Annotated in this window: 21 protein-coding genes and 1 pseudogene; all 22 read left to right on the top strand. The window is 62.1% G+C overall.

The features are described 5' to 3' along the window. Nucleotides 1-69 precede the first annotated feature (69 nt). The 22 genes and pseudogenes from FAZ95_RS21660 (at nt 70) to FAZ95_RS21550 (ending at nt 23,123) form a co-directional block, all read left to right on the top strand. Nucleotides 70-1,590: a CoA-acylating methylmalonate-semialdehyde dehydrogenase gene (locus tag FAZ95_RS21660; protein WP_137334317.1), complete on the top strand. Its 1,521-nt coding sequence runs from the start codon at nt 70-72 to the stop codon at nt 1,588-1,590. A gap of 2 nt (nt 1,591-1,592) precedes the next feature. Next, nucleotides 1,593-3,296, top strand: a complete 1,704-nt coding sequence (locus tag FAZ95_RS21655; RefSeq protein WP_137334316.1) for a GMC family oxidoreductase — start codon at nt 1,593-1,595, stop codon at nt 3,294-3,296. Nucleotides 3,297-3,558: 262 nt separating this feature from the next. Then, the gene (locus FAZ95_RS21650; protein ID WP_137334315.1) at nt 3,559-4,338 is read left to right on the top strand and encodes an ABC transporter ATP-binding protein; all 780 of its coding nucleotides are present in this window, start codon (nt 3,559-3,561) and stop codon (nt 4,336-4,338) included. Continuing rightward, entirely contained in the window at nt 4,335-5,090 is a 756-nt protein-coding gene (locus tag FAZ95_RS21645) for an ABC transporter ATP-binding protein (RefSeq protein ID WP_137334314.1), read from the top strand. Before FAZ95_RS21650 ends, FAZ95_RS21645 begins: the two co-directional genes overlap by 4 nt. A 108-nt stretch (nt 5,091-5,198) precedes the next feature. Continuing rightward, nucleotides 5,199-6,419 carry an ABC transporter substrate-binding protein gene (locus tag FAZ95_RS21640; RefSeq protein ID WP_137334313.1) on the top strand — a complete coding sequence of 407 codons (1,221 nt, stop codon included), beginning with the start codon at nt 5,199-5,201 and terminating at the stop codon, nt 6,417-6,419. Nucleotides 6,420-6,540: 121 nt separating this feature from the next. Continuing rightward, nucleotides 6,541-7,425 (top strand): branched-chain amino acid ABC transporter permease, encoded by an 885-nt coding sequence (locus FAZ95_RS21635; RefSeq protein ID WP_137334312.1) that lies wholly within the window; start codon nt 6,541-6,543, stop codon nt 7,423-7,425. Continuing rightward, nucleotides 7,425-8,396 (top strand): branched-chain amino acid ABC transporter permease, encoded by a 972-nt coding sequence (locus tag FAZ95_RS21630; protein WP_175425708.1) that lies wholly within the window; start codon nt 7,425-7,427, stop codon nt 8,394-8,396. The genes FAZ95_RS21635 and FAZ95_RS21630 overlap by 1 nt, the downstream gene beginning before the upstream one ends. 415 nt (nt 8,397-8,811) lie before the next feature. Further along, nucleotides 8,812-8,952 (top strand): annotated as a pseudogene (locus FAZ95_RS21620) (ABC transporter substrate-binding protein); the annotation flags it as partial. Nucleotides 8,953-9,145: 193 nt separating this feature from the next. Then, nucleotides 9,146-10,306 carry an ABC transporter substrate-binding protein gene (locus tag FAZ95_RS21615; protein ID WP_137334309.1) on the top strand — a complete coding sequence of 387 codons (1,161 nt, stop codon included), beginning with the start codon at nt 9,146-9,148 and terminating at the stop codon, nt 10,304-10,306. A gap of 169 nt (nt 10,307-10,475) precedes the next feature. After that, nucleotides 10,476-11,531: a branched-chain amino acid ABC transporter permease gene (locus tag FAZ95_RS21610; protein ID WP_137334308.1), complete on the top strand. Its 1,056-nt coding sequence runs from the start codon at nt 10,476-10,478 to the stop codon at nt 11,529-11,531. Between the two features lie 4 nt (nt 11,532-11,535). Next, nucleotides 11,536-13,320 carry a branched-chain amino acid ABC transporter ATP-binding protein/permease gene (locus FAZ95_RS21605; RefSeq protein WP_137334307.1) on the top strand — a complete coding sequence of 595 codons (1,785 nt, stop codon included), beginning with the start codon at nt 11,536-11,538 and terminating at the stop codon, nt 13,318-13,320. Between the two features lies 1 nt (nt 13,321). Beyond that, complete coding sequence (locus FAZ95_RS21600) at nt 13,322-14,080, top strand: ABC transporter ATP-binding protein (protein WP_137334306.1); 759 nt, start codon at nt 13,322-13,324, stop codon at nt 14,078-14,080. 185 nt (nt 14,081-14,265) lie between these two features. Continuing rightward, nucleotides 14,266-16,233 (top strand): tRNA uridine-5-carboxymethylaminomethyl(34) synthesis enzyme MnmG, encoded by a 1,968-nt coding sequence (mnmG, locus tag FAZ95_RS21595; RefSeq protein ID WP_137334305.1) that lies wholly within the window; start codon nt 14,266-14,268, stop codon nt 16,231-16,233. Beyond that, entirely contained in the window at nt 16,230-16,952 is a 723-nt protein-coding gene (rsmG, locus tag FAZ95_RS21590) for a 16S rRNA (guanine(527)-N(7))-methyltransferase RsmG (RefSeq protein ID WP_137334304.1), read from the top strand. The genes mnmG and rsmG overlap by 4 nt, the downstream gene beginning before the upstream one ends. A 25-nt stretch (nt 16,953-16,977) precedes the next feature. Continuing rightward, nucleotides 16,978-17,748, top strand: coding sequence for a ParA family protein (locus FAZ95_RS21585; RefSeq protein ID WP_137334303.1), 771 nt, complete (start codon nt 16,978-16,980; stop codon nt 17,746-17,748). Between the two features lie 22 nt (nt 17,749-17,770). Continuing rightward, complete coding sequence (locus FAZ95_RS21580; protein WP_137334302.1) at nt 17,771-18,658, top strand: ParB/RepB/Spo0J family partition protein; 888 nt, start codon at nt 17,771-17,773, stop codon at nt 18,656-18,658. Between the two features lie 63 nt (nt 18,659-18,721). After that, nucleotides 18,722-19,837 carry a sodium:proton antiporter gene (locus tag FAZ95_RS21575; RefSeq protein ID WP_254699760.1) on the top strand — a complete coding sequence of 372 codons (1,116 nt, stop codon included), beginning with the start codon at nt 18,722-18,724 and terminating at the stop codon, nt 19,835-19,837. Nucleotides 19,838-20,120: 283 nt separating this feature from the next. Beyond that, complete coding sequence (locus FAZ95_RS21570; RefSeq protein WP_137334300.1) at nt 20,121-20,651, top strand: ATP synthase subunit I; 531 nt, start codon at nt 20,121-20,123, stop codon at nt 20,649-20,651. 127 nt (nt 20,652-20,778) lie between these two features. Continuing rightward, nucleotides 20,779-21,630 (top strand): F0F1 ATP synthase subunit A, encoded by an 852-nt coding sequence (gene atpB / locus FAZ95_RS21565; RefSeq protein ID WP_137334299.1) that lies wholly within the window; start codon nt 20,779-20,781, stop codon nt 21,628-21,630. A 74-nt stretch (nt 21,631-21,704) separates the two neighbouring features. Beyond that, nucleotides 21,705-21,974 carry a F0F1 ATP synthase subunit C gene (atpE, locus tag FAZ95_RS21560; RefSeq protein ID WP_007180033.1) on the top strand — a complete coding sequence of 90 codons (270 nt, stop codon included), beginning with the start codon at nt 21,705-21,707 and terminating at the stop codon, nt 21,972-21,974. Nucleotides 21,975-22,110: 136 nt separating this feature from the next. Next, nucleotides 22,111-22,581, top strand: a complete 471-nt coding sequence (locus tag FAZ95_RS21555; protein WP_137334298.1) for a F0F1 ATP synthase subunit B — start codon at nt 22,111-22,113, stop codon at nt 22,579-22,581. Nucleotides 22,582-22,583: 2 nt separating this feature from the next. After that, nucleotides 22,584-23,123, top strand: coding sequence for a F0F1 ATP synthase subunit delta (locus FAZ95_RS21550; RefSeq protein WP_137334297.1), 540 nt, complete (start codon nt 22,584-22,586; stop codon nt 23,121-23,123). The last annotated feature ends 34 nt before the right edge of the window (nt 23,124-23,157 follow it).

Here is a 23,157-nt window from a genome sequence, read left to right as displayed (position 1 = left end):
CGGCGGACAGCCTTTAATGACGCGGCGCAGCAGGCCGCGCATCCATTCAGTGCACCAGTGAGGAGACACATGAGCGAGTCAGATGAAGGCGCACGCGTGCGCGAGTTGAGCCATTTCATCGGCGGCAGCACGGTGGCCGGCAAGAGCGGCCGTTTCGGCGATGTGTTCAATCCGGCGCTCGGCTCGGTTGCCACGCGCGTGCCGCTGGCGGGCGTCGACGAAGTCGCCGCAGCGGTGGCTGCCGCGAAGGCGGCGTTTCCGGCGTGGAGCGAGGTCGCGCCGATCAAGCGCGCGCGTGTCATGTTCAAGTTCAAGCAACTGCTCGACGAACATCACGACGAGCTCGCGGAACTGATCACGAAGGAACACGGCAAGGTGTTTTCGGACGCGCAAGGCGAAGTGATGCGCGGCATCGAGATCGTCGAGTTCGCGTGCGGCATTCCGAATCTCTTGAAGACCGATTTCACCGATCAGATCGGCGGCGGCATCGACAACTGGAATCTGCGGCAGCCGCTTGGCGTCGTCGCCGGCATCACGCCCTTCAACTTCCCGATGATGGTGCCGTGCTGGATGTTCCCGATCGCGATCGCGTGCGGCAACACGTTCGTGCTGAAGCCGTCGGAGCGCGATCCGTCGGCATCGATTCGTCTCGCCGAATTGCTCAAGGAAGCGGGCCTGCCCGACGGCGTGTTCAACGTCGTGCACGGCGACAAGGTGGCGGTCGATGCGCTGCTCGAACATCCCGATGTCGAAGCGCTGTCGTTCGTCGGCTCGACGCCGATCGCGCAATACATCCACAACGAAGGCACGAAACACGGCAAGCGGGTGCAGGCGCTCGGCGGCGCGAAGAACCATCTCGTCGTGATGCCCGATGCGGATCTCGACCAGGCCGTCGACGCATTGATCGGCGCGGCCTACGGTTCGGCGGGCGAGCGTTGCATGGCGATTTCGGTGGCAGTGGCGGTCGGCCATATCGCCGACGAACTGATCGACAAGCTCACGCCGCGCGTGAAGGCGCTCAAGATCAAGAACGGCATGGAGGCCGATGCCGAGATGGGCCCGCTCGTGACGGGCGCGCATCGCGCGAAGGTGTCGGGCTACATCGACGCGGGCGTGGCGGCGGGCGCGAAGCTCGTGGTCGACGGCCGCGGTCACAAGGTCCCGGGTCATGAGGAAGGCTTCTTCCTCGGCGGCTCGCTCTTCGACGATGTGAAGACCGACATGACGATCTATCGCGAGGAGATCTTCGGGCCGGTGCTGTGCGTCGTGCGCGTGCCGGATTTCGCGTCGGCGGTCGAACTGATCAACGCAAACGAGTTCGCCAACGGTGTCTCGTGCTTCACGTCCGACGGCGGCATCGCGCGCGCGTTCTCGCGGCAAATCCAGATCGGCATGGTCGGCATCAACGTGCCGATTCCGGTGCCGATGGCGTGGCATTCGTTCGGCGGCTGGAAGAAGTCGCTGTTCGGCGACCATCACGCGTACGGCGAGGAAGGCGTGCGGTTCTATACGCGTTACAAGAGCGTCATGCAACGCTGGCCCGACAGCATCGCGAAGGGCGCGGAGTTTACGATGCCGGTGGCGAAGTAATCATGACCCAAGCGCCCACGCTCGAAGGCGAGTTCGACTACATCGTGGTCGGCGCGGGCACGGCTGGATGCGTGCTCGCGAATCGCCTCACCGAAGATCCGGATGTCAGCGTGCTGCTGCTCGAAGCGGGCGGCAAGGACGACTATCACTGGATTCATATCCCCGTCGGCTATTTGTATTGCATCGGCAATCCGCGCACCGATTGGCTCTACAAGACGCAGGCGGAAGCGGGGCTGAACGGGCGCGCGCTGTCGTATCCGCGCGGCCGCGTGCTGGGCGGCTCGTCGTCGATCAACGGCATGATCTACATGCGCGGTCAGCGCGAAGACTACGACGAGTGGGCGCGCATCACAGGCGATTCTTCGTGGAGCTGGGATGCCGTGCTGCCGGTTTTCAAGCGCAGCGAGGATCATCACGGCGGCGCGAATCAGTGGCACGGCGCGGGCGGTTTGTGGCGCGTCGAGAAGCAGCGTCTGAAATGGCAGATCCTCGAATCGTTTGCCGAGGCTGCGCAGCAAGCGGGCATTCCGGCCACCGACGATTTCAATCGCGGCGACAACACCGGTGTCGGCTACTTCGACGTCAATCAGAAGCGCGGCATTCGATGGAATGCCTCGAAGGCGTTTCTGCGCCCGGCTCTGCAACGCGGCAATCTCACGATCATCACGGGTGCGCTGACGCAGCGCCTCGTGTTCGAGGGCAAGCGCTGTGTGGGTGTCGAGTATCGCGGCGGCGTCGCGGGCGATATCGACTTCGTTGCGAAAGCGCGCTGTGAGGTCGTGTTGAGCGCGGGCGCCGTGAATTCGCCGCAGTTGCTCGAGCTATCGGGCGTCGGCAATGGGGCGCATCTGCAGAAGCTCGGCATCGATGTCGTGCAGGATTTGCGCGGCGTCGGCGAAAACCTGCAAGACCATTTGCAGTTGCGCGCCGCGTTTCAAGTGAGCGGCGTGCGCACGCTCAATACGATGGCCGCGCATTGGTGGGGCAAGCTGATGATCGGCATGCAATACGCGCTTACGCAAAGCGGTCCGATGTCGATGGCGCCGTCTCAGCTCGGTGTGTTCGCGAAGTCCGATCCCGACGATCCTTCCATCACGCGCTCCGATATCGAGTACCACGTGCAGCCGCTTTCGCTCGACCGTTTCGGCGAGCCGCTGCATCGCTTCAACGCGTTCACGGCGTCCGCGTGCAATTTGCGTCCGACGTCGCGCGGCACGATACACATCGATTCGCGCGATCCGCGCAAGCCGCCTTTGATTGCGCCGAATTATCTGTCGACGGATCGCGATCGTCATGTCGCCGCCAACGCGTTGCGTCTTACGCGGCGCATCGTCGGTTCGCCCGCGCTCGCACGTTACGCGCCAAAAGAAATCCTGCCGGGGCTGCAGTTCCAAACGGAAGAGGAGCTCGTCAAAGCCGCGGGCGAAGTCGGCACGACGATCTTTCATCCGGTCGGCACGTGCCGCATGGGCACCGTCGACGATCCGGCGGCGGTGGTCGATTCGCGCTTGCGTGTCATCGGATTGGAAGGATTGCGTGTGGTCGATGCATCGGTGATGCCGGTCATTACATCGGGCAATACGAATTCTCCGACGCTGATGATCGCCGAGCGAGCCAGCACGATGATCCGCGAGGATCGCAAAGCACGGCTGTCAGGAATGCAAGCTCAATCGTCCTCGACGCATGGCGCGAGCGTGTCCGTCTGATGACAGTCAGTGCGCATCGTCGAGCTGGCGTGTCACGCTTCGTTATTCATAGGTAAACCGACCCTAGTGCAAATCCCAATGAATGCGCTGCATCATTGGCGAGACAATGGCGCCGTACCGCGTGGTGCGGTAGGGACGATCGTCCGTATTGATGCACCACGTCATAAAAAGCGGGGGCCCGACCGGCACCTGTCGTAACGTGGTGCTGCGCGATCGGCGCGCAACCTAGCAGTGCATCGCCTGACTTCGCACGGAAGGGGACATGATTCTCGGCGACACGATTCTTGAAACGCGCGGCCTGACCAAAGAATTCAAAGGATTCACCGCTGTCAACGGCGTCAACCTGCGCGTGCGCCGCGGTTCGATTCATGCATTGATCGGACCGAACGGCGCGGGCAAGACCACCTGCTTCAATCTGCTCACCAAGTTTTTGCGCCCCACGGCGGGGCAGATCGTGTTCAACGGCGTGGATATCACGGGAGAGCGTCCTGCGCAGATCGCGCGGCGCGGCATCATCCGCTCGTTCCAGATTTCCGCCGTGTTTCCGCACATGACGGTATTGCAGAACGTGCGCGTCGCGTTGCAGCGCTCGCTCGGCACCGCCTTTCATTTCTGGAAGAGCGAACGCACGCTCAAAGAGCTCGATGAAGAGGCGCTCGATCTGCTCACGCAAGTGGGCCTGGCCGATTTCGCCGAGACGCTCACCGTCGAGCTGTCATATGGCCGTAAGCGTGCGCTCGAGATCGCGACGACGCTCGCGATGGAGCCCGAGCTGATGCTGCTCGACGAACCCACGCAGGGGATGGGCCACGAAGACGTCGACCGCGTGACCGCGCTGATCAAGAAAGTGTCGAGCGGCCGCACGATCCTGATGGTCGAACACAACATGAACGTGATCGCGGGCATTTCCGACACGATCACCGTCCTGCAGCGCGGCGAAGTGCTCGCTGAAGGCACTTACGCCGAAGTATCGAAGAACGCGCTCGTGATGCAGGCTTACATGGGCACCGTCGATACCGCGCTAACGGGAACGCACGCATGAACCAGGCCGTGAGCGAAAACATCGATGCGATCGCCGCTGCGACCGGCACACCCGCTCTGACCATCGCCGGACTGCAGGCGTGGTACGGCGAATCGCACATCCTGCATGGCGTCGATTTGAAGGTGAACCGCGGCGAAGTGGTCACGCTGCTCGGCCGCAACGGCGCGGGACGTACCACGACGATGCGCGCGATCATGGGCCTGACGGGGCGGCGCACAGGCTCCATCCGCATCGGCGAGCGCGAAACCATCGACCTGCCGACGCACAAGATCGCGCACTGCGGGATCGGCTATTGCCCGGAAGAGCGCGGCATCTTTTCGAGCTTGTCGTGCGAGGAAAACCTGATCCTGCCGCCGATGGTCGGCGCGAGCAAAGACGCGATGTCGCTCGACGAAATCTACGAGATGTTCCCGAACCTCAAGGAACGGCGGATGAGCCAGGGCACGCGCCTGTCGGGCGGCGAGCAGCAGATGCTCGCGGTCGCGCGCGTTCTGCGCACGGGGGCGAACCTGCTCTTGCTCGACGAGATCTCGGAAGGTCTCGCGCCCGTCATCGTGCAGGCGCTCGCGCGCATGATCCTGATGCTCAAGCAACGCGGCTATACGGTGGTGATGGTCGAGCAGAACTTCCGCTTTGCCGCGCCGCTCGCGGACCGCTTCTATGTGATGGAGCACGGCCGCATCGTCGAGCATTTCGGTGCGAGCGAACTCGAAAGCAAGATGCCCGTGCTGCACGATCTGCTCGGTGTGTGAATCCAGTTTGACACGTCGGTCCTGTCCGATGCGCTCGCGCGCCGGCCGGACCCGTGGGCTCGACTTTGTACGGACAACCAGAACGCAACGAACGAAGGAGATAGACCAATGAAGAAGAAGAAGCTCGCACGCGTCGCAGGATCACTCGCTTTGACGACGGCCGCATGGCTGGCCGCCGCACCGCTGCAGCAGGCCATGGCCGACGAGAACCAGGTCACGATCGGCTTCATCACCGACTTGTCGGGTCTGTACGCGGACATCGACGGCAAGGGCGGCCTGACGGCCATCCAGATGGCGATCGACGACTTCGGCGGCAAGGTCAACGGCAAGCCGATCAAGCTGCTCTATGCCGATCACCAGAACAAGGCCGACATCGCTGCGACGACCGCGCGCAAATGGATCGACACCGAGGGGCTCGACGCGCTGATCGGCGGGACGAACTCGGCGACGGCCTTGGCGATGAACGACGTGATCAAGGAGAAGAAGCGGCCGTACTTCTCGATCGGCGCGGGCACCGACGCGCTGACGAACAAGCAGTGCACGCCTTACACCGTTCACTACGCCTACGACACGACCGCACTCGCGAAAGGCACCGGTTCGGCGACCGTGAAGCAGGGGCTCAAGACCTGGTACTTCCTGACCGCCGATTACGCCTTCGGCAAATCGCTCGATGCCAACACGACCAAGGTCGTCGAAGCGGGCGGCGGGAAGGTGCTCGGCCACGCATTCCATCCGCTGTCGGCTTCGGACTTCTCTTCGTTCCTGCTTCAAGCGCAGGCATCGAAGGCGCAGGTGCTCGGCCTCGCCAACGCGGGCGGCGACACCGTGAATTCGCTCAAGGCGGCGAAGGAGTTCGGCATCACCAAGACGATGAAGATCGCCGCGCTGCTGATGTTCATCGACGACGTGAACAGCGTCGGCCTGCCGACGGCGCAGGGCCTGCTGCTCACAGACAGCTGGTACTGGGACCAGAGCGATGCCTCGCGCAAATGGGCGCAGCGCTACTTCGCGAAGACCGGGAAGATGCCGTCGAGCCTTCAGGCCGCCGACTACTCGGTGACGATGAATTACCTGAGCGCGGTAAAGGCCGTCGGCACGACGGATGCGGACAAGGTGATGGCGCAAGTCCGGCAGCAGAAGGTCGACGACTTCTACGCGAAGGGCTACGTTCGGCAGGACGGCGTGATGATCCACGACATGTACTTGTTCGAGGTCAAGTCGCCGGCCGAATCGAAGAAGCCGTGGGACTACTACACGCTCAAGGCGACGATCCCCGGCGATCAGGCATTCGGGACCAAGGCCGAATCGCAGTGCGATCTCTGGAAGTAATGCGGTGTGGGGCGTGCGATCGGGCGGGGCGCCCATGCGTTGGGCGCCATTGCGCCTGGCGCGCAAGTGCTGACCCCGATCCACGCGGCGCACCGTTCTGACTCTGACGGCAGGTTCATCGATGGATATTTTTGGCGTTCCGCTGCCTGCGATGCTGAGCCAGTTGCTGCTCGGGCTCGTCAACGGCTCGTTTTACGCGATTCTGAGCTTAGGTCTCGCGGTCATCTTCGGCCTGCTCAACGTGATCAACTTTGCCCACGGCGCGCTGTTCATGCTGGGGGCGATGCTCGCGTGGATGGGTCTCGCGTATTTCAATCTGCCGTACTGGGTGATGCTCGTGGTCGCGCCGCTCGTGGTCGGCGTGTTCGGCATGATCATCGAGCGCTCGATGCTGCGCTGGCTGTACAAGCTCGATCACCTCTACGGACTGTTGCTCACATTCGGGCTCACGCTCGTGATCGAAGGCGTGTTCCGCTCGATCTACGGTTCGTCGGGGCAGCCGTATGACGTGCCCGATGCGCTGGCCGGCGCGACCAATCTCGGCTTCATGTATCTGCCGAACTATCGCGCGTGGGTGGTCGTCGCGTCGCTCGTCATTTGCTTCATCACGTGGTTCGTGATCGAGAAGACGCGGCTCGGTTCGTACTTGCGCGCGGGCACGGAAAACCCGAAGCTCGTCGAGGCTTTCGGCGTCAACGTGCCGCTGATGGTCACGCTCACCTACGGCTTCGGCGTCGCGCTCGCGGCGTTTGCGGGCGTGCTGGCGGCGCCGGTCATCCAGGTGTCGCCGCTGATGGGGCAGTCGATGATCATCACCGTGTTCGCGGTGGTCGTGATCGGCGGCATGGGCTCGATCATGGGCTCGATCCTGACGGGTCTGCTGCTGGGCGTGGTCGAAGGGTTCACGCGTGTGTTCTACCCGGAGGCGTCGGCCACGGTCGTCTTCGTCATTATGGCGCTCGTGCTGCTCGTGCGTCCCGCGGGTCTCTTCGGCAAGGAACGATGATGCAGAGAAAAGCGCTCTATGGCCTGTTGCTGATCGGCCTGCTTGCTGCGCCTTGGCTCGGCGCGTACCCCGTGTTCGTGATGAAGGTGCTGTGCTTCGCGCTCTTCGCGGCGGCGTTCAATTTGCTGATCGGCTATACGGGGCTGCTGTCGTTCGGGCACGCGATGTTTCTGGCGACGGCGGGTTACGCCACCGGCTTCGCGATTCAGTCGATGTCGCTTTCACCCGAGCTCGGCGTGGTCGCCGGCACGGCCGCGGCGACGCTGCTCGGCTTGGTCGTCGGCTTGTTTGCGATTCGCCGGCAAGGCATCTACTTCGCGATGGTGACGCTCGCGCTCGCGCAGATGGTCTATTTCGTCTATCTGCAGGCGCCGTTCACGCACGGCGAGGATGGCTTGCAAGGTGTGGCGCGCGGCAAGCTCTTCGGTTTCCTGGATCTGTCATCGGATCTCGCGCTGTATTACGTCGTGCTCGTGCTCGTGGTGCTCGCGTTTCTGCTGATCGTGCGTGTCGTGCATTCGCCGTTCGGGCAGGTGCTGACCGCGATCAAGGAGAACGAGCCGCGTGCCACGTCGCTCGGCTACGACACCGATCGCTTCAAGCTGCTCGCGTTCGTGCTGTCGGCGGGGATCGCGGGGTTTGCCGGCGCGCTCAAGGTGCTCGTGCTCGGCTTCGAGACGCTCAGCGACGCGTACTGGACGATGTCGGGTCTCGTCATCCTGATGACGCTCGTGGGCGGCATGGGCACGCTGTTTGGCCCGCTGCTCGGCGCCGCGCTCATCGTTTCGCTGGAGGACCGCATGGGCGATATCGGCACCGCGATCGCGTCGGCGACGGGCGTCGAGTGGTTCCGCTCGCTCGGCGAATCGACGACGATCGTCGTGGGCCTGATCTTCATCGCCTGCGTGCTGGCGTTCCGGCGCGGCATTGTCGGCGAGATCGTCGCACGTGTTCGGATGTTGCGCGCATAACGGGGTCTTCGAAGCGAGAGGCAAAGATAGTTCGGAATCCGATATAAATCGGCGCTTCGAAAAATGCCGTGATCTGTGGCGTTTCGCACCAAAAAGCCGCCCCATCTGAGTGCAAACTTGCACCACTAGGGTAAATGCTAGGTTGTCTCACGGGGCAGGGTTCGATAATCTTCGGTCTAGTTCTGATGCACCCGAATTTGCAGGTGGAGAACGAGGAGACAATCGAGGCACTCAGTGCCCGGACGAAAGCGCTGTTGGATAGGATCCAACAGCGCTTTTACTTTGTGGCTTCCATTACTGCGTTTTCCGCTGTTCCTTCTGTCTATCGTGCCGTTCGTCGCGCGCTTCTTTTCCCGCTTTCACCGCCTCTTACGTGCTCTAGAATCGTCCGATTCTTAGCGCGATTCCTTGCTGCGCCTCGCTCGAAAACACCAAGGACATGCCCGCTTCACAGGGCGTCTTCAACATGAGCGCGACGGCCCACGCGGGGCTCGACCTGCGCGTTCGCGTGATGGCGCAGATCACCGGCGGAAAGTGGAAGCTGGTCGGCGACTGATCGGCAGTCGACAGGCGGGTTGCTCGAAAGCAGAAGGCGCGTGCTGTCGGACGCGCCTTTTTTGTGCGTGCTGCGCGGGAAAACCATGCTTGGCACGTCGTGGCACGATAACTAGATTCGAGTGTTCGACCTTTGGTTTGACCTTTGCGTCGGCAACGAAAACACGCTTCTTGAATGCGTTTGGAGACAATTGATGAAAAGAACGAAACGGTGGATGCAAGCAGGCGTTGCGGCAGTCTTGGTGTGCGGCGCGAGCGCGGCTTTCGCGCAAGTGAAGATCGGGGTCACGCTTTCGACGACGGGTCCGGCCGCGTCGCTCGGCATTCCGGAGAAGAACACCATTGCGCTGCTGCCGAAGGAGATTGCCGGCAAGAGCGTGCAATACATCGTGCTCGACGACGGCTCGGACACGAGCCGCGCGGTGCAGAACACGCGCAAGCTGATCGATGAGGACCACGTCGACGCGATCATCGGCTCGACGGTGACGCCGAATTCGCTGGCGATGATCGACCCGGTATCGCAAGGCAAAACGCCGATGATCTCGCTCGCGGCCTCCGCCGCGATCGTCCAGCCGATGGACGCGAAGCGCGCGTGGGTCTTCAAGGTGCCGCAGAACGATAGCCTGATGGCGGAAGCGATCGCCGGCTACATGGAAAAGCACGGCGTGAAGACAGTCGGCTTCATCGGCTTCTCGGATGCCTACGGCGAAAGTTGGTACAGCGTGTTCAGCAAGGCCGCCGACGCGCATCACCTGAAGATCGTCAGCAACGAGCGCTACAACCGCACCGACACCTCGGTGACGGGGCAGGTGCTGAAGACGATGAGCGCGAATCCGGACGCGGTGCTGATCGCCGGCTCGGGCACGCCGGCCGCGCTGCCGGCGACGACGCTCAAGGACCGCGGTTACAAGGGCAAGGTCTATCAGACGCACGGCGTCGCGAACAACGACTTCCTGCGCGTGTGCGGCAAGGTCTGCGAAGGCGAGCTGCTGCCGGCGGGCCCGATTCTCGTCACCGATCAATTGCCGGACTCGAATCCGGTCAAGCAATCGTCACAGGCGTACAAGACGGCCTATGAGAAGGCGTATGGCGCGGGGACGGTCTCGACGTTCGGCGGTCACGCGTGGGATGCCGGGCAGATGCTGCAACGGGCGATTCCCGAAGCGCTGAAGAAGGGCGAACCGGGCACCGAAGCCTTCCGCGAAGCGCTGCGTGCCGCGCTCGAAAACGTGAAGGATCTGCCGCTCTCGCACGGCGTGATGAACACGACGCCGGCGAACCATAACGGTCTCGACGACCGTGCACGCGTCATGGTGCAGATCGTCGACGGCAAGTGGAAACTTCAGAACGACTGACATGTTTCGACGGAAGCGGGGGGCGCGACCGTGCTGTCGTGATTCGCCCCGCTGAACGGCAAAAACGAAACCGCCCGTCGCGCCGCTTTGCGGTCCGGCGGGCGTGCGTTGATATCGGCGTGCCGGCATTCTCCCGATTCCCCATTCGAAGCTCGAAAAAAGAGGAAGTATGGATCTATCGATTGCGGCGATTCTCGCGCAAGACGGCATCACGACAGGCGCGATCTACGCATTGCTCGCGCTGGCCCTGGTGCTGGTGTTCTCTGTCACAAGGGTGATCTTCATCCCGCAGGGTGAGTTCGTTTCCTATGGCGCGCTGACGCTCGCCGCACTCCAGACGCAGAAATTTCCCGCAACGTGCTGGCTGCTGATCGCGATGGGCTTCGCGTGTTTCGTCGTCGAGACGACAGGGCTCGTCCGGCATCCCGAGCGGCGGCGCCATGCGTTGCGCACGCTCACGACGCTCGCCAGCAAGTACCTGCTGTTTCCAATTGCGATCTATGGGGTGACGCGCGGCGTCTTCATGCAGCCGTTGCCGATGATCGTGCAGATCGCGCTCACGCTCTTGATCGTCGTGCCGATGGGGCCGTTCGTGTACCGCCTCGCGTACGAGCCCATCGCCGAGGCGACGACGCTATTGCTGCTGATCGTCGCGGTGGCCGTGCACTTTGCGATGGTCGGCCTGGGCCTCGTGATGTTCGGCGCCGAAGGCTCGCGGACGACGCCGTTTTCCGACGCCACGTTCAATGTCGGCAGCCTGTCGGTATCCGGGCAGAGCTTGTGGGTGGCCGGCACGGCGGTCGTGCTGATCGTCGCGCTCTATCTGTACTTCGACCGCTCGATCTCCGGCAAGGCGTTGCGCGCCACGTCGGTCAACCGGCTTGGCGCGCGGCTCGTCGGCATCGGCACGACGCAGGCCGGACGGCTCGCATTCACGCTTGCTGCGGGCCTGGGTGCGCTGTGCGGCATCCTCGTCGCACCGCTCACCACGATCTACTACGACTCGGGCTTTCTGATCGGCTTGAAGGGCTTCGTCGGCGCGATCATCGGCGGCTTGGTCAGCTATCCGCTCGCGGCGGCCGGCTCGCTGCTCGTCGGCTTGCTCGAATCGTATTCGTCGTTCTGGGCGAGCGCCTACAAGGAGGTGATCGTTTTCACGTTGATCATTCCCGTGCTGCTGTGGCGGAGCCTCGCGAGCCCGCACGCCGAAGAGGAACAGGAGTAAGCCGATGAAACGCGTGATTCGAAACAAGTTCTTCTGGCTGTTCCTCGTCGTGATGTTTGCGCTTCCGGTGCTTCCGCATCCGATTCGTGTGCCCGAGTACTGGGTTACGCTGCTCAATTACATCGGGCTCTATTCGATTGTCGCGATCGGACTCGTGCTGCTCACGGGCGTCGGCGGGATGACGAGCTTCGGGCAGGCGGCGTTCGTCGGCGTGGGGGCCTATGCGACGGCCTATTTGACGACGCAATACGGTGTCTCGCCGTGGCTTGCGCTGATCGTGGGTGTCGTCTTGACGGCGCTGGTGGCGCTGATTCTCGGCGCCGTCACGATGCGGCTCTCCGGCCACTTCCTTCCGCTCGGCACGATCGCCTGGGGGCTCTCGCTGTACTACCTGTTCGGCAATATGGAGCTGCTCGGCAAGTACGACGGCATCAATGGCATCCCCGTGTTGAACCTGTTCGGCATTCCGCTGGAGTCGGGGCGCCACATCTACTACCTGATCTGGATTGTCGTGCTCGCGTCGGTTGTCTCAGTTCAGAATCTGCTTAATAGTCGGCCTGGGCGTGCGATTCGCGCGCTGCGCGGCGCCGGCGTGATGGCCGAGGCGATGGGCGTGAACACCGCGTGGATGCGGGTCGTGATCTTCATCTATGCCGCCGTGCTCGCAGCGATTTCCGGCTTCCTCTACGCGCATCTGCAGCGTGCGGTGAACCCGACGCCGTTCGGTCTGAATCACGGCATCGAATTCCTGTTTATGGCGGTCGTGGGCGGTGTCTCGCACGTTTGGGGAGCATTGCTGGGTGCGGCGATTCTCACCCTCCTGCAGGACTATCTGCAGACGCTGTTGCCGATGCTGCTCGGCCAGAACGGCAACTTCGAAGTGATCGTGTTCGGTGTGCTGATGGTGCTGCTGCTGCAGTACGCGCGGCAAGGCGTTTGGCCTTTCGTCGCGCGCCTGTTTCCGCGTGGCCCGAGTGCGCATGTGCCCGAGCATGCGGAACCGCTGCCGCAGCGGACGAAGCCGGTCGCAGGGGAGACGCTGCTGGTCGTGGACAACGCGCGCAAGCAGTTCGGCGGCCTGGTTGCCGTCAACGACGTGAGCTTTGAGGTCAAAGCGGGGCAGATCGTCGGTTTGATCGGGCCGAACGGGGCGGGCAAGTCGACTACCTTCAACCTCGTCACCGGCGTGCTGCAAGCGACGCGCGGCGCGATCAGCTTTCGCGGCGAGCGGATCGATTCGCTCAATTCACGTGAAATCGTCAAGCTCGGAATCGGGCGCACGTTTCAGCACGTCAAGCTGCTGCCGGGCATGACGGTGCTGGAAAACGTCGCGTTGGGTGCGCACTTGCGAGGCTCGGCGGGCGTGTGGCGCAGCGTCGTCCGATTGAATGCAGCAGAGGAAGCGCGCTTGATGGCGGAAGCGGCCAAGCAGATCCGTCGCGTTGGCCTCGAGTCCCATATGTACGAGGAAGCCGGGAGTTTGGCTTTGGGACAGCAGCGGATACTGGAAATCGCGCGGGCACTTTGCTGCGATCCAACGCTGCTATTGCTGGACGAACCCGCGGCGGGCCTGCGCTATCAGGAAAAGCAGCAGCTCGCGGATTTGCTGCGCAAGCTGAAAGCCGAAGGGATGAGCGTGCTGCTGGTCGAGCACGACATGGACTTCGTGATGAATCTGACGGATCGGCTGGTCGTGATGGAGTTTGGAACGCGAATCGCGGAGGGCCTGCCGCAGGACGTGCAGAAGGACCCGGCGGTGCTGGAAGCGTATCTCGGTGGAGTGGAGTGAGATGAATCAGACAACAACTATGCCGATTCTGGAAGTGACGGGTCTGTCGGTGCGCTACGGCAAAGTCGAGGCGCTGCACGGTGCGGCGCTCAAGGTTGCGCCGGGCCAGATCGTCAGCGTGATCGGACCGAACGGGGCGGGTAAATCGACCTTGCTGAATGCAGTAATGGGTGCGCTGCCCGTGACCGGGCACGCCAAAGGCAGCGTTCGCTATCGCGGAGAGGAAGTGGGCGCGGTCCCGATTGAAAAGCGTGTGGCACGCGGCATGTGCCTGGTGCCGGAAAAGCGCGAGTTGTTTGCGACGATGAGCGTCGAGGACAACCTCGTGCTCGGCGCGTATCGGCGCAAGCGCGCTGGAGAGCGCGATTTTCTGGATCAGCTCGGGCCTGTGTTCGACCTCTTTCCGCGTTTGAAGGAGCGCCGCAAGCAGGCGGCGGGGACACTGTCAGGCGGCGAGCGGCAGATGCTTGCGGTAGGGCGGGCGCTGATGGGAAAGCCCGATTTGTTGATGCTCGATGAGCCGAGCCTCGGCCTGGCGCCGCTAATCGTAAAGGAGATATTTCACATCATCGCCAGGCTCAAGGGAACGGGTGTGGCGACGCTGCTGATTGAGCAGAACGCCCGTGCCGCATTGCAGATTTCGGACTACGGCTACGTTCTGGAAACTGGCGAGCTTGCGTTGGAAGGGCCAGCGGACGAGCTTGCGCGGAATCCGCGAGTGATTGAAACGTACCTCGGGCTGGCGAAGAAGACGGCTTAGCGGCGGTTGTTGGGCCAACGGGGTTGCCTGGATGAGCGGTGTGTTTCACGTGAAACACACCGCTTTTTTGTATCTGCTTCGCGCGTTAGCCATTCGGACGAAATTCGGGCCAAAAGCGAACCCGCTATAATTCGCGCATACATTTTTCTCGAAAGGCTCGTGCCAGTCACCGCGCGAGGTCCGCAATGCTTTTTCCTACAGAATTTGACGTCATCGTCGTCGGCGGCGGTCATGCCGGCACGGAAGCCGCTTTGGCGTCCGCGCGTATGGGCGTGAAAACGCTACTGCTCACGCACAACATCGAAACGCTCGGTCAGATGAGCTGCAACCCGTCCATTGGCGGCATCGGCAAGGGCCATCTGGTCAAGGAAGTCGATGCGCTGGGCGGTGCGATGGCGGCCGCGACCGATGAAGGCGGCATTCAATTCCGCATCCTCAATTCGTCCAAGGGGCCGGCGGTTCGTGCGACGCGTGCCCAGGCGGATCGCGTCCTGTACAAGCAGGCGATTCGCCGGCGCCTCGAGAATCAGCCGAATCTTTGGCTGTTCCAGCAGGCGGTGGATGACCTGATCGTGGAGGGCGATCGCGTCGTCGGTGCGGTGACTCAGGTCGGCATTCGATTCAGGGCACGAGCGGTCGTGCTGACAGCGGGTACCTTCCTTGACGGGAAGATCCACGTCGGTCTGAACAACTACACGGGTGGACGGGCAGGCGATCCGGCGGCCGTTTCGCTTTCCGCTCGATTGAAAGAGCTGAAGCTGCCCCAAGGGCGGCTGAAAACCGGCACGCCTCCGCGCATCGACGGCCGGACGATCGATTTCTCGGTGCTCGAAGAGCAACCGGGCGACCTCGATCCGGTGCCGGTGTTCTCGTTCCTCGGTCGTGCCGAGCAGCACCCACGTCAAATGCCGTGCTGGGTGACGCATACAAATGAGCGGACCCACGACATCATCCGCGGCGGTCTCGATCGTTCGCCGATGTACACGGGCGTGATCGAGGGGGTGGGGCCGCGCTATTGCCCGTCGATCGAGGACAAGATCCATCGGTTTGCCTCGAAGGAATCGCATCAGATTTTTCTCGAACCGGAAGGGCTGACCACCAACGAGTTCTATCCGAACGGGATTTCGACCAGCCTGCCGTTCGACGTCCAACTCGAGCTCGTCCACTCGATGCGCGGGCTTGAGAATGCACACATCCTGCGACCGGGCTACGCGATCGAGTACGACTATTTCGATCCGCGTGGCCTGAAGGCGTCGCTGGAAACCAAGGTGATCCACGGGCTCTTCTTTGCCGGCCAGATCAACGGGACGACCGGGTACGAAGAGGCGGCGGCGCAAGGTCTGCTTGCCGGGATCAACGCAGGGCTGCAAGTGCAGGGCAAGGATGCATGGTGTCCGCGCCGAGACCAGGCTTATCTGGGTGTGCTGGTCGATGATCTTGTGACGCGCGGTGTTTCGGAGCCGTATCGAATGTTCACGAGCCGCGCCGAGTATCGCTTGAGCCTGCGTGAAGACAATGCCGACATGCGATTGACGGAGATCGGCCGCCAGTTGGGCGTCGTTGACGATATTCGCTGGGACGCATTCAGCCGGAAGCGTGATGCTGTTTCACGTGAAACAGAGCGGCTCCGCACCACGTGGGTCAATCCGAAGACGCTTTCGTCAGATGAAGCGACCGCGCTGCTGGGCAAGCCGATCGATCACGAATATAGCTTGGCTGAGTTGTTGCGCCGGCCGGGCGTGACCTACGACGGCGTTTGCGGCTTGCGTGAAGGCACGTCGGGCCCGACGGAGCCGCTTGCTGACGACCCTGTGTTGCTTGAGCAGATCAAAGAGCAAATCGAAATCGGCATCAAATATCAGGGCTACATCGAGCGCCAAGCCGGGGAAATCGAGCGAAACGAGGCTCACGAAAACACGCGTTTGCCGGAAGCGCTGGATTACGCGGAAGTACGCGGCCTGTCGTTCGAGGCTCGTCAAAAGCTCACGCAATTCCGTCCCGAGACAATCGGGCAAGCTTCGCGGATCTCGGGCATCACGCCAGCGGCCATTTCGTTGCTGATGGTCCACCTCAAGCGCGGGCTGGGTCGTCGCGCAACGACGAGCGTCGTCGCCGATGAAACCGGGGCCGACAACACCCCGGCGGCTCAATGACGGCGCCGCGTGTGAACGGCGGTCTAACCGGCAGCGGTGAAGCGCTGGCCGCGCTGTTGCGCGCCGGCGCGGACGAATTGGGCGTTGAGCTGAACGAAGCGCAACAGGGTCAGCTGCTCGATTACGTTGCATTGCTCGCGAAGTGGAATGCCGTCTACAACCTGACGGCGATCCGCGACCCGCGACAGATGCTGATTCAGCACATCCTCGACTCGCTTTCGATCGTCCCGCATCTCGCCGGGCGAGGGGCGTCGTCGGTTCTGGATGTCGGCTCGGGCGGCGGGTTGCCGGGCATTGTTCTGGCGATCGCGCTCCCTGACTGGACCGTGACCCTAAACGACATCGTTCACAAGAAGACGGCATTTCAGTCCCAGGCAAAGGCGGAATTGAAGCTCGGTAACCTGTCGGTTGTCACCGGCCGAGTCGAAACATTGCGCCCGGGTGTCGAAGTGCCGGGGAAATTCGATGTAATCGTGTCGCGCGCATTCGCAGAACTCTCCGATTTCGTTACACTGGCGCGTCATCTAGTTGCGGATGGCGGCTCCATCTGGGCGATGAAGGGCGTGCGCCCAGACGGCGAAGTCGAGCGCTTGCCGGCCGGCTCGAAAGCGGTGCAGGTGATTCGGCTCGCGGTACCGTCGCTGGATGCGGAGCGTCACCTGGTCCAGGTTTCGGTCGATGGTGGTGCGGGCGAGCAGGACTTAGAACATTCGGTTTGATGCGGTAACAAGGGATCTACCAACGATGGCAAAAATTTTCTGCGTTGCGAACCAGAAAGGCGGCGTCGGCAAAACGACGACAACGGTCAATCTCGCCGAGAGTCTCGCATCGCAGGGGCAGCGCGTCCTGCTGATCGACCTGGACCCGCAGGGCAATGCCACGATGGGCAGCGGCATCGACAAGGCCGCGTGTGAGAACACTGTCTATGAAGTGCTCGTCGATGGCGTTTCAGTCGCGGACGCGCGCATCAAGCCAGAGTCGGTGTCCTACGACGTGCTGCCCGCGAATCGCGAATTGGCAGGCGCGGAAGTGGAGTTGGTGAGCGTCCAGAATCGCGAGCGCCAACTGAAGGATGCGCTGGATCTCGTCGTACACGACTACGACTTCGTGTTGATCGATTGCCCGCCTGCGCTTTCGCTGCTGACGCTGAACGGCCTGTGCGCCGCCCATGGCGTCGTGATTCCGATGCAATGCGAGTATTTCGCGCTCGAGGGCCTCTCAGACCTCGTCAACACGATCAAGCAGGTGCACGCGAACTTGAATCGTGACCTCAAGGTTATCGGCCTGCTGCGGGTCATGTTCGATCCGCGCATCACGCTCCAGCAGCAAGTGTCCGACCAATTGAAGGAACACTTCGGCGACAAGGTCTTCGATGTCGTGATTCCGCGCAACGTGCGACTGGCGGAAGCGCCGAGCTATGGTTTGCCGGGCGTCGTTTTCGACCGCGCTTCGCGCGGCGCGCAAGCCTATGTCCAGTTCGGCGCCGAGATGATTGAACGCGTGCGCGCGTTGTAATGCACAGAATCGAGGAAGCACGATGAACGCAGTAGCAAAGAAGAAGGGTTTGGGCCGCGGTCTGGAAGCCTTGCTCGGCGGCAGCCCGGAAATTGCCGCAGTTGTGCGCAGCGATGGTGTGCCGCACGTATTGCCGCTCGGCAAACTGCAGGCCGGCAAATACCAGCCGCGCACGCGAATGGACGAGGGCGCGCTGCAGGAGCTGGCCGCAAGCATCCGCGCGCAGGGCTTGATGCAACCGATCCTGGTGCGTCCGGTGTCGGCCGAGAAATACGAAATCATCGCTGGCGAGCGGCGTTTCCGCGCCGCGCATCTGGCCGGACTCGACGAGGTGCCGGTGCTGGTGAAGGATGTGCCGGACCAGGCCGCTGCCGCGATGGCGCTGATCGAAAACATCCAGCGCGAAGACCTGAATCCGCTCGAAGAGGCGCACGGCATTCAGCGTTTGCTCGATGAGTTCAACTTTACGCACGAACAAGCTGCCGAGTCCGTCGGCCGTTCGCGCAGTGCAGTTTCGAACTTGCTGCGGCTCTTGAATCTCGCGACGCCGGTGCAAACGATGCTGCTGGCAGGCGACCTCGATATGGGTCACGCTCGCGCGCTCCTCGCGGTCGACGCCGCGACGCAAATCACGCTGGCCAATCAGGTGGTCAATAAGCGGATGTCGGTGCGGGAAATCGAGAAGCTCGTCACCGCGACGACGAAGGCGAGCCCAGCAGTAAAAGCGCGTGCGAATCACGACGGCGGCCGCGACACGCGCCGTCTCGAAGAAGATCTGTCCGACCTGCTCGCTGCGAGCGTGAAGATCAAGATGGGTCGCCGCGGGCGAGGGCAGGTGCAGATCGATTTCGGCGATCTCGACGCGCTCGAGGGCATTCTCAATCGCCTGCGCGGCGGCCCCGCGGTCTGATTCGAACCGTTCGATCGCGCTTGCTCGCCCGTGCCTATCATCAATGAAGCTCGAAGCGCTCGATTGAGCTCGCCGCGCAGGCTACTGGCGCTCGTTGCCAAAGAGCCTGTGCTGTCGCTGCTGCTGATCGCGCTCGCTTTTCTCCAAGCATTCCATCCGCGTCCCTGGACATCGCTGCCGGGTCTCGTCGACTGGCAAACCGTGCTGACCCTGGCAGGACTCCTGATTTTGACCAAAGCGCTCGAATTATCAGGAACCCTAACTTGGTTCGCGCACCGTGTCGTTCACCACGTCCACTCCGAGCGCTCGCTCGCGTATTGGCTCGTCACGTTGGCCGCGGTGCTCTCGACCATCCTGACCAACGATGTGGCGCTATTCGTCGTGGTGCCGCTCGTGCTGTCGCTGAACGAGCTGACACCGTTGCCGCTGAAGCGCCTTGTCATCTTTATCGCGCTGGCCGTCAACGCCGGGTCGATCCTGACTCCATTCGGAAATCCACAGAACCTGTTTCTCTGGCAGATAAGCGGCGTGTCGTTCGGGGGCTTCGTGCGGGCGCTTGCGCCGCTATGCGCCCTGATGATGGCGATGCTGTACGCAATGACCACGGTCTCGTTCAAGACGCGGCCTCTCGATCTTTCGCAAGACACGGTTGCGCAGCCCGTCGATCGCGCATTCGCCGGCGTCGCGGCCGTTCTCTTTGCCGCGTTCGTCCTGCTTGCGGACTCGCATCATGCCGGCATCGGACTGATCGGCGTCGCGGGCGGCTTTCTGATCTGGCGACGCGACGCGGTCCTGAAAATCGATTGGTTGCTGCTGCTGATTTTCGTCTTCATGTTCATCGTTCTGCGCAGCGTCGCGGCGTTGCCGTGGGTCCGGGAGACGATCGAGCACATCGGCCTCGATACACCGCTGCGAGCCTACGCGGCGGGGATGGTGCTGTCGCAGGGCATCAGCAACGTGCCGGCGGCGATCATGCTCGCCGAATTCACGAAGGATTGGCGCGCGCTCGCGTTTGGCGTGAGTGTCGGCGGTTTCGGGATCGCGATCGGCTCACTGGCGAACCTGATCGCTGTCAGGCTGGCCAAGAGGCGCGGTATGTGGTCTCAGTTTCATGGCTTCTCGATTCCGTTCTGGATCGTTGGCGGCATGATTGGCGGATGGGTGTTGTCTCATTTTTGACACGTTATAAGTACGCGACATTTCGAGATGCCTCGCCGCCCTGATGAATCAAGCCAATAAGCGTTAAACTCGCGCCATGCCCGGCCGCCTTACATTCGACGCGCCCGTCTATAGACAGACTGTTTTCCGACCCCGCGAAGCTCCCTTTCGCGCCGTGTTTTGGCGTGCCTAAAGTCTTGAATCACCTGCAACTATCGCTTACAATCGCCCGGATTTATTAGCTAGGCAACCCCGTAAGCGTCACGAAAGATACGGGCCAAAATGGACTTTGCGGAACACTGCGATGGCGGGTCGAGCGCCGAATGACAGGCACGAAGAACACGCACAGCGCACCGCGTCCAAAGCGGCCGACGGTCAGCAGGACTGGGCTGACGATGCGTGGGATGCCGAGCAGCAAGATAAAAACATCGTTCCGCTCTCGCGGGCTGAAGCAGAGAAGCTGTTTGGTCCGAATGTGAGTCGTCCATCGCGCGTCACGCCTTTCAAGGTCGTGGTTGCGCAAATGGTTTTGTCCCTGGTTGCTACGCTGGTTTGGTGGCTGTTCTATAAGCCGCCGGGCGATGCTGCGCTGTCGGCGTTCCTGGGGGGAGCGATTTGCTGGGTGCCGAGCGCATTGTTCGCGGCACGTCTTAGGAAGCTGGGCGGCGGGGCAACCATCCTGAGCTGGATGATTGGCGAAGCGCTCAAGATGGGAGCGACGGTCGCGATGTTCGTGGCGATCGCGTACTGGTATCACGACGTGCGCTGGTTGCCGCTGCTCGTGACCTATCTCGTCGCGCTGAAGACGTACTGGATTGCGTTGGCCTGGCGCTGAGCCGGTTGAGTCCGAATATTACGGCGCACGATCATGAGATCGCCTGCGCCCGCGAGTTCCCGCAACGCAGTCTTGCGGCGGGCGCGAGCACCGAAAGATTTTCGACAATTTGGGTGGCATTAACGATATGGCAGCTAGCGAAGGAACGCGCGGTTTGGATCCGTCCGAATACATCGCGCACCACTTGCAGAACCTCTCCACGGCGCACCAGACTTCGGTCGTCGACTTCCACGTATGGAATCTCGACACGCTGTTCTGGTCGATCGTCTGCGGTCTGGTGACGATCCTCATCCTGCGTCTTGCCGCGCGCAAAGCGACCCCCGGCGTGCCGGGCCGCTTCCAGTGCGCGATCGAAATGCTCGTCGAGATGGTCGAAGACCAATCGAAGGCGATCGTTCACGGCAACCGCACCTTCATCGCGCCGCTCGCCCTGTTTGTGTTCATCTGGGTCGCGCTGATGAACTCCCTCGACTTTCTCCCCGTCGACCTGCCGGGCCGCGTGATCGGCTGGCTGGGTCTGTCGGCGGTCATTCCGCACCACCGCATCGTGCCGACGGCCGACTTGAACGGCACCTTCGGCATCGCGCTCGGCGTGTTCGCGCTGATGATCTACTACAACCTCAAGATCAAGGGCCCGGGCGGATTCGTGCACGAGCTGCTGTCGGCACCGTTCGGCGCGCATCCGCTGCTGTGGATTCCGAACCTTGCGCTGAACCTCATCGAGTACGTCGCCAAGACCGTTTCGCTCGCGCTGCGGCTGTTCGGCAACATGTACGCCGGGGAACTGCTGTTCCTGCTGATCGCCCTGCTCGGCAGCATGTGGACGTTCAGCGCGGACACCTCGGTGCTCGGCTTCATCGGCCACGTGATCGCAGGCAGTGTCTGGGCAATCTTCCACATCCTGATCGTTCTGCTGCAAGCGTTCATTTTCATGATGTTGACGCTGGTGTACATCGGCCAAGCGCACGACAAGCACTAAGCGCATAAAGAGTTTCAAGTTCGTTTCGTTTCTTAAATCCTGGTTTTAAAAAGTCTTTTCACAAAGGAGTGATCATGCAAGCTTTCATCGCCAACATCCAAGGTCTGACCGCCATCGGTATCGGCATCATCATCGGCCTGGGTGCAATCGGCGCCTGTATCGGTATCGGCCTGATGGGCGGCAAGTACATCGAAGCTTGCGCACGTCAGCCGGAACTGATGAACCCGCTGCAAACCAAGATGTTCCTCTTGGCTGGTCTGATTGACGCGGCGTTCCTGATCGGCGTTGGTGTGGCAATGCTGTTTGCGTTCGCGAACCCGCTGCTGTCGAAGCTGGCAGGCTGAGGTTCCTCGGAAGTTTGCGCCAACTCCTTTTCTTCATGGCGCAGGGCGAAACGGGTCTGGGGCGCTGATCGAATCCATGTCGATGAGCGCCTTACCGTTTCATCTTTCCGTGCATAGCAACATTTAAGGAAACACCATGAATCTCAACGCAACCCTGTTTGCGCAGATGGTCGTGTTCCTGATCCTCGCGTGGTTCACGATGAAGTTCGTGTGGCCGCCGTTGGTCAATGCCCTCGACGAGCGCTCGAAGAAGATCGCCGAAGGTCTCGCTGCAGCCGAGAAGGGCAAATCGGAACTCGAAGCCGCGCACAAGCTCGTCGACCAGGAACTCGCTCAAGCACGCAACGACGGCCAGCAGCGCATCGCTGACGCCGAGAAGCGCGCACTCTCCGTCGCCGACGAGATCAAGGCGAACGCTCAAGCCGAAGCCGCACGCATCATCGCGCAAGCGAAGGCCGACGCCGACCAGCAGATCGTCAAAGCACGCGAAGCGCTGCGCGGCGAAGTCGCCTCGCTGGCCGTGAGGGGCGCCGAGCAGATCCTGAAGCGCGAAGTCGATCAAAAGGCCCACGCCGAACTGCTGAATCAACTGAAAGCCGAGCTCTGATCATGGCCGAACTTGCAACCATTGCCCGTCCGTACGCAGAAGCGCTGTTCCGCGTGGCCGAAGGCGGTGACGTCGGCGCCTGGTCCACTCTCGTGCAGGAGCTGGCACAGGTTGCGCGTCTGCCCGAGGTGCTGTCGATCGCCGCGAGCCCGAAAGTGAGCCGTACCCAAGTCGGCGATCTGCTGCTGGCTGCGGTCAAGTCGCCGGCCAAGGACACCCCGCAGGCGAAGAATTTCGTGCAGATGCTGATCGACAATCATCGGCTTTCGCTGCTGCCGGAAATCGCCACGCAGTTCGAAGAACTGAAGAACGCTCGCGAGGGCGCGGCCGATGCACTGATCGTCAGCGCATTCCCGCTCGAAGGCGAGCAGTTGAACGACCTCGTCGCAAGCCTCGAACGCAAGTTCAAGCGCAAGCTGAAACCGTCGGTTGAAGTCGACGCGTCGCTGATCGGCGGCGTGCGCGTCACGGTCGGCGACGAAGTGCTCGATACCTCGGTCCGCGCGCGGCTCGCCAGCATGCAGACGGCACTGACCGCCTGAAGCGCATACGCGGCTGGCACGCAACAGAATTGAC

It is taken from the genome of Trinickia violacea, assembly GCF_005280735.1.
GTDB classification, from domain to species: Bacteria; Pseudomonadota; Gammaproteobacteria; order Burkholderiales; family Burkholderiaceae; genus Trinickia_A; species Trinickia_A violacea.
Note: the sequence above shows the minus strand (reverse complement) of the source record. Positions and strands in the feature narration are given on the sequence as shown.

Coding starts and splice junctions, on each gene's coding strand:
- FAZ95_RS21660 (WP_137334317.1), top strand. CDS start 70: ATGAGCGAGTCAGATGAAGGCGCACGCGTGCGCGAGTTGAGCCATTTC.
- FAZ95_RS21655 (WP_137334316.1), top strand. CDS start 1,593: ATGACCCAAGCGCCCACGCTCGAAGGCGAGTTCGACTACATCGTGGTC.
- FAZ95_RS21650 (WP_137334315.1), top strand. CDS start 3,559: ATGATTCTCGGCGACACGATTCTTGAAACGCGCGGCCTGACCAAAGAA.
- FAZ95_RS21645 (WP_137334314.1), top strand. CDS start 4,335: ATGAACCAGGCCGTGAGCGAAAACATCGATGCGATCGCCGCTGCGACC.
- FAZ95_RS21640 (WP_137334313.1), top strand. CDS start 5,199: ATGAAGAAGAAGAAGCTCGCACGCGTCGCAGGATCACTCGCTTTGACG.
- FAZ95_RS21635 (WP_137334312.1), top strand. CDS start 6,541: ATGGATATTTTTGGCGTTCCGCTGCCTGCGATGCTGAGCCAGTTGCTG.
- FAZ95_RS21630 (WP_175425708.1), top strand. CDS start 7,425: ATGCAGAGAAAAGCGCTCTATGGCCTGTTGCTGATCGGCCTGCTTGCT.
- FAZ95_RS21615 (WP_137334309.1), top strand. CDS start 9,146: ATGAAAAGAACGAAACGGTGGATGCAAGCAGGCGTTGCGGCAGTCTTG.
- FAZ95_RS21610 (WP_137334308.1), top strand. CDS start 10,476: ATGGATCTATCGATTGCGGCGATTCTCGCGCAAGACGGCATCACGACA.
- FAZ95_RS21605 (WP_137334307.1), top strand. CDS start 11,536: ATGAAACGCGTGATTCGAAACAAGTTCTTCTGGCTGTTCCTCGTCGTG.
- FAZ95_RS21600 (WP_137334306.1), top strand. CDS start 13,322: ATGAATCAGACAACAACTATGCCGATTCTGGAAGTGACGGGTCTGTCG.
- mnmG (WP_137334305.1), top strand. CDS start 14,266: ATGCTTTTTCCTACAGAATTTGACGTCATCGTCGTCGGCGGCGGTCAT.
- rsmG (WP_137334304.1), top strand. CDS start 16,230: ATGACGGCGCCGCGTGTGAACGGCGGTCTAACCGGCAGCGGTGAAGCG.
- FAZ95_RS21585 (WP_137334303.1), top strand. CDS start 16,978: ATGGCAAAAATTTTCTGCGTTGCGAACCAGAAAGGCGGCGTCGGCAAA.
- FAZ95_RS21580 (WP_137334302.1), top strand. CDS start 17,771: ATGAACGCAGTAGCAAAGAAGAAGGGTTTGGGCCGCGGTCTGGAAGCC.
- FAZ95_RS21570 (WP_137334300.1), top strand. CDS start 20,121: ATGGCGGGTCGAGCGCCGAATGACAGGCACGAAGAACACGCACAGCGC.
- atpB (WP_137334299.1), top strand. CDS start 20,779: ATGGCAGCTAGCGAAGGAACGCGCGGTTTGGATCCGTCCGAATACATC.
- atpE (WP_007180033.1), top strand. CDS start 21,705: ATGCAAGCTTTCATCGCCAACATCCAAGGTCTGACCGCCATCGGTATC.
- FAZ95_RS21555 (WP_137334298.1), top strand. CDS start 22,111: ATGAATCTCAACGCAACCCTGTTTGCGCAGATGGTCGTGTTCCTGATC.
- FAZ95_RS21550 (WP_137334297.1), top strand. CDS start 22,584: ATGGCCGAACTTGCAACCATTGCCCGTCCGTACGCAGAAGCGCTGTTC.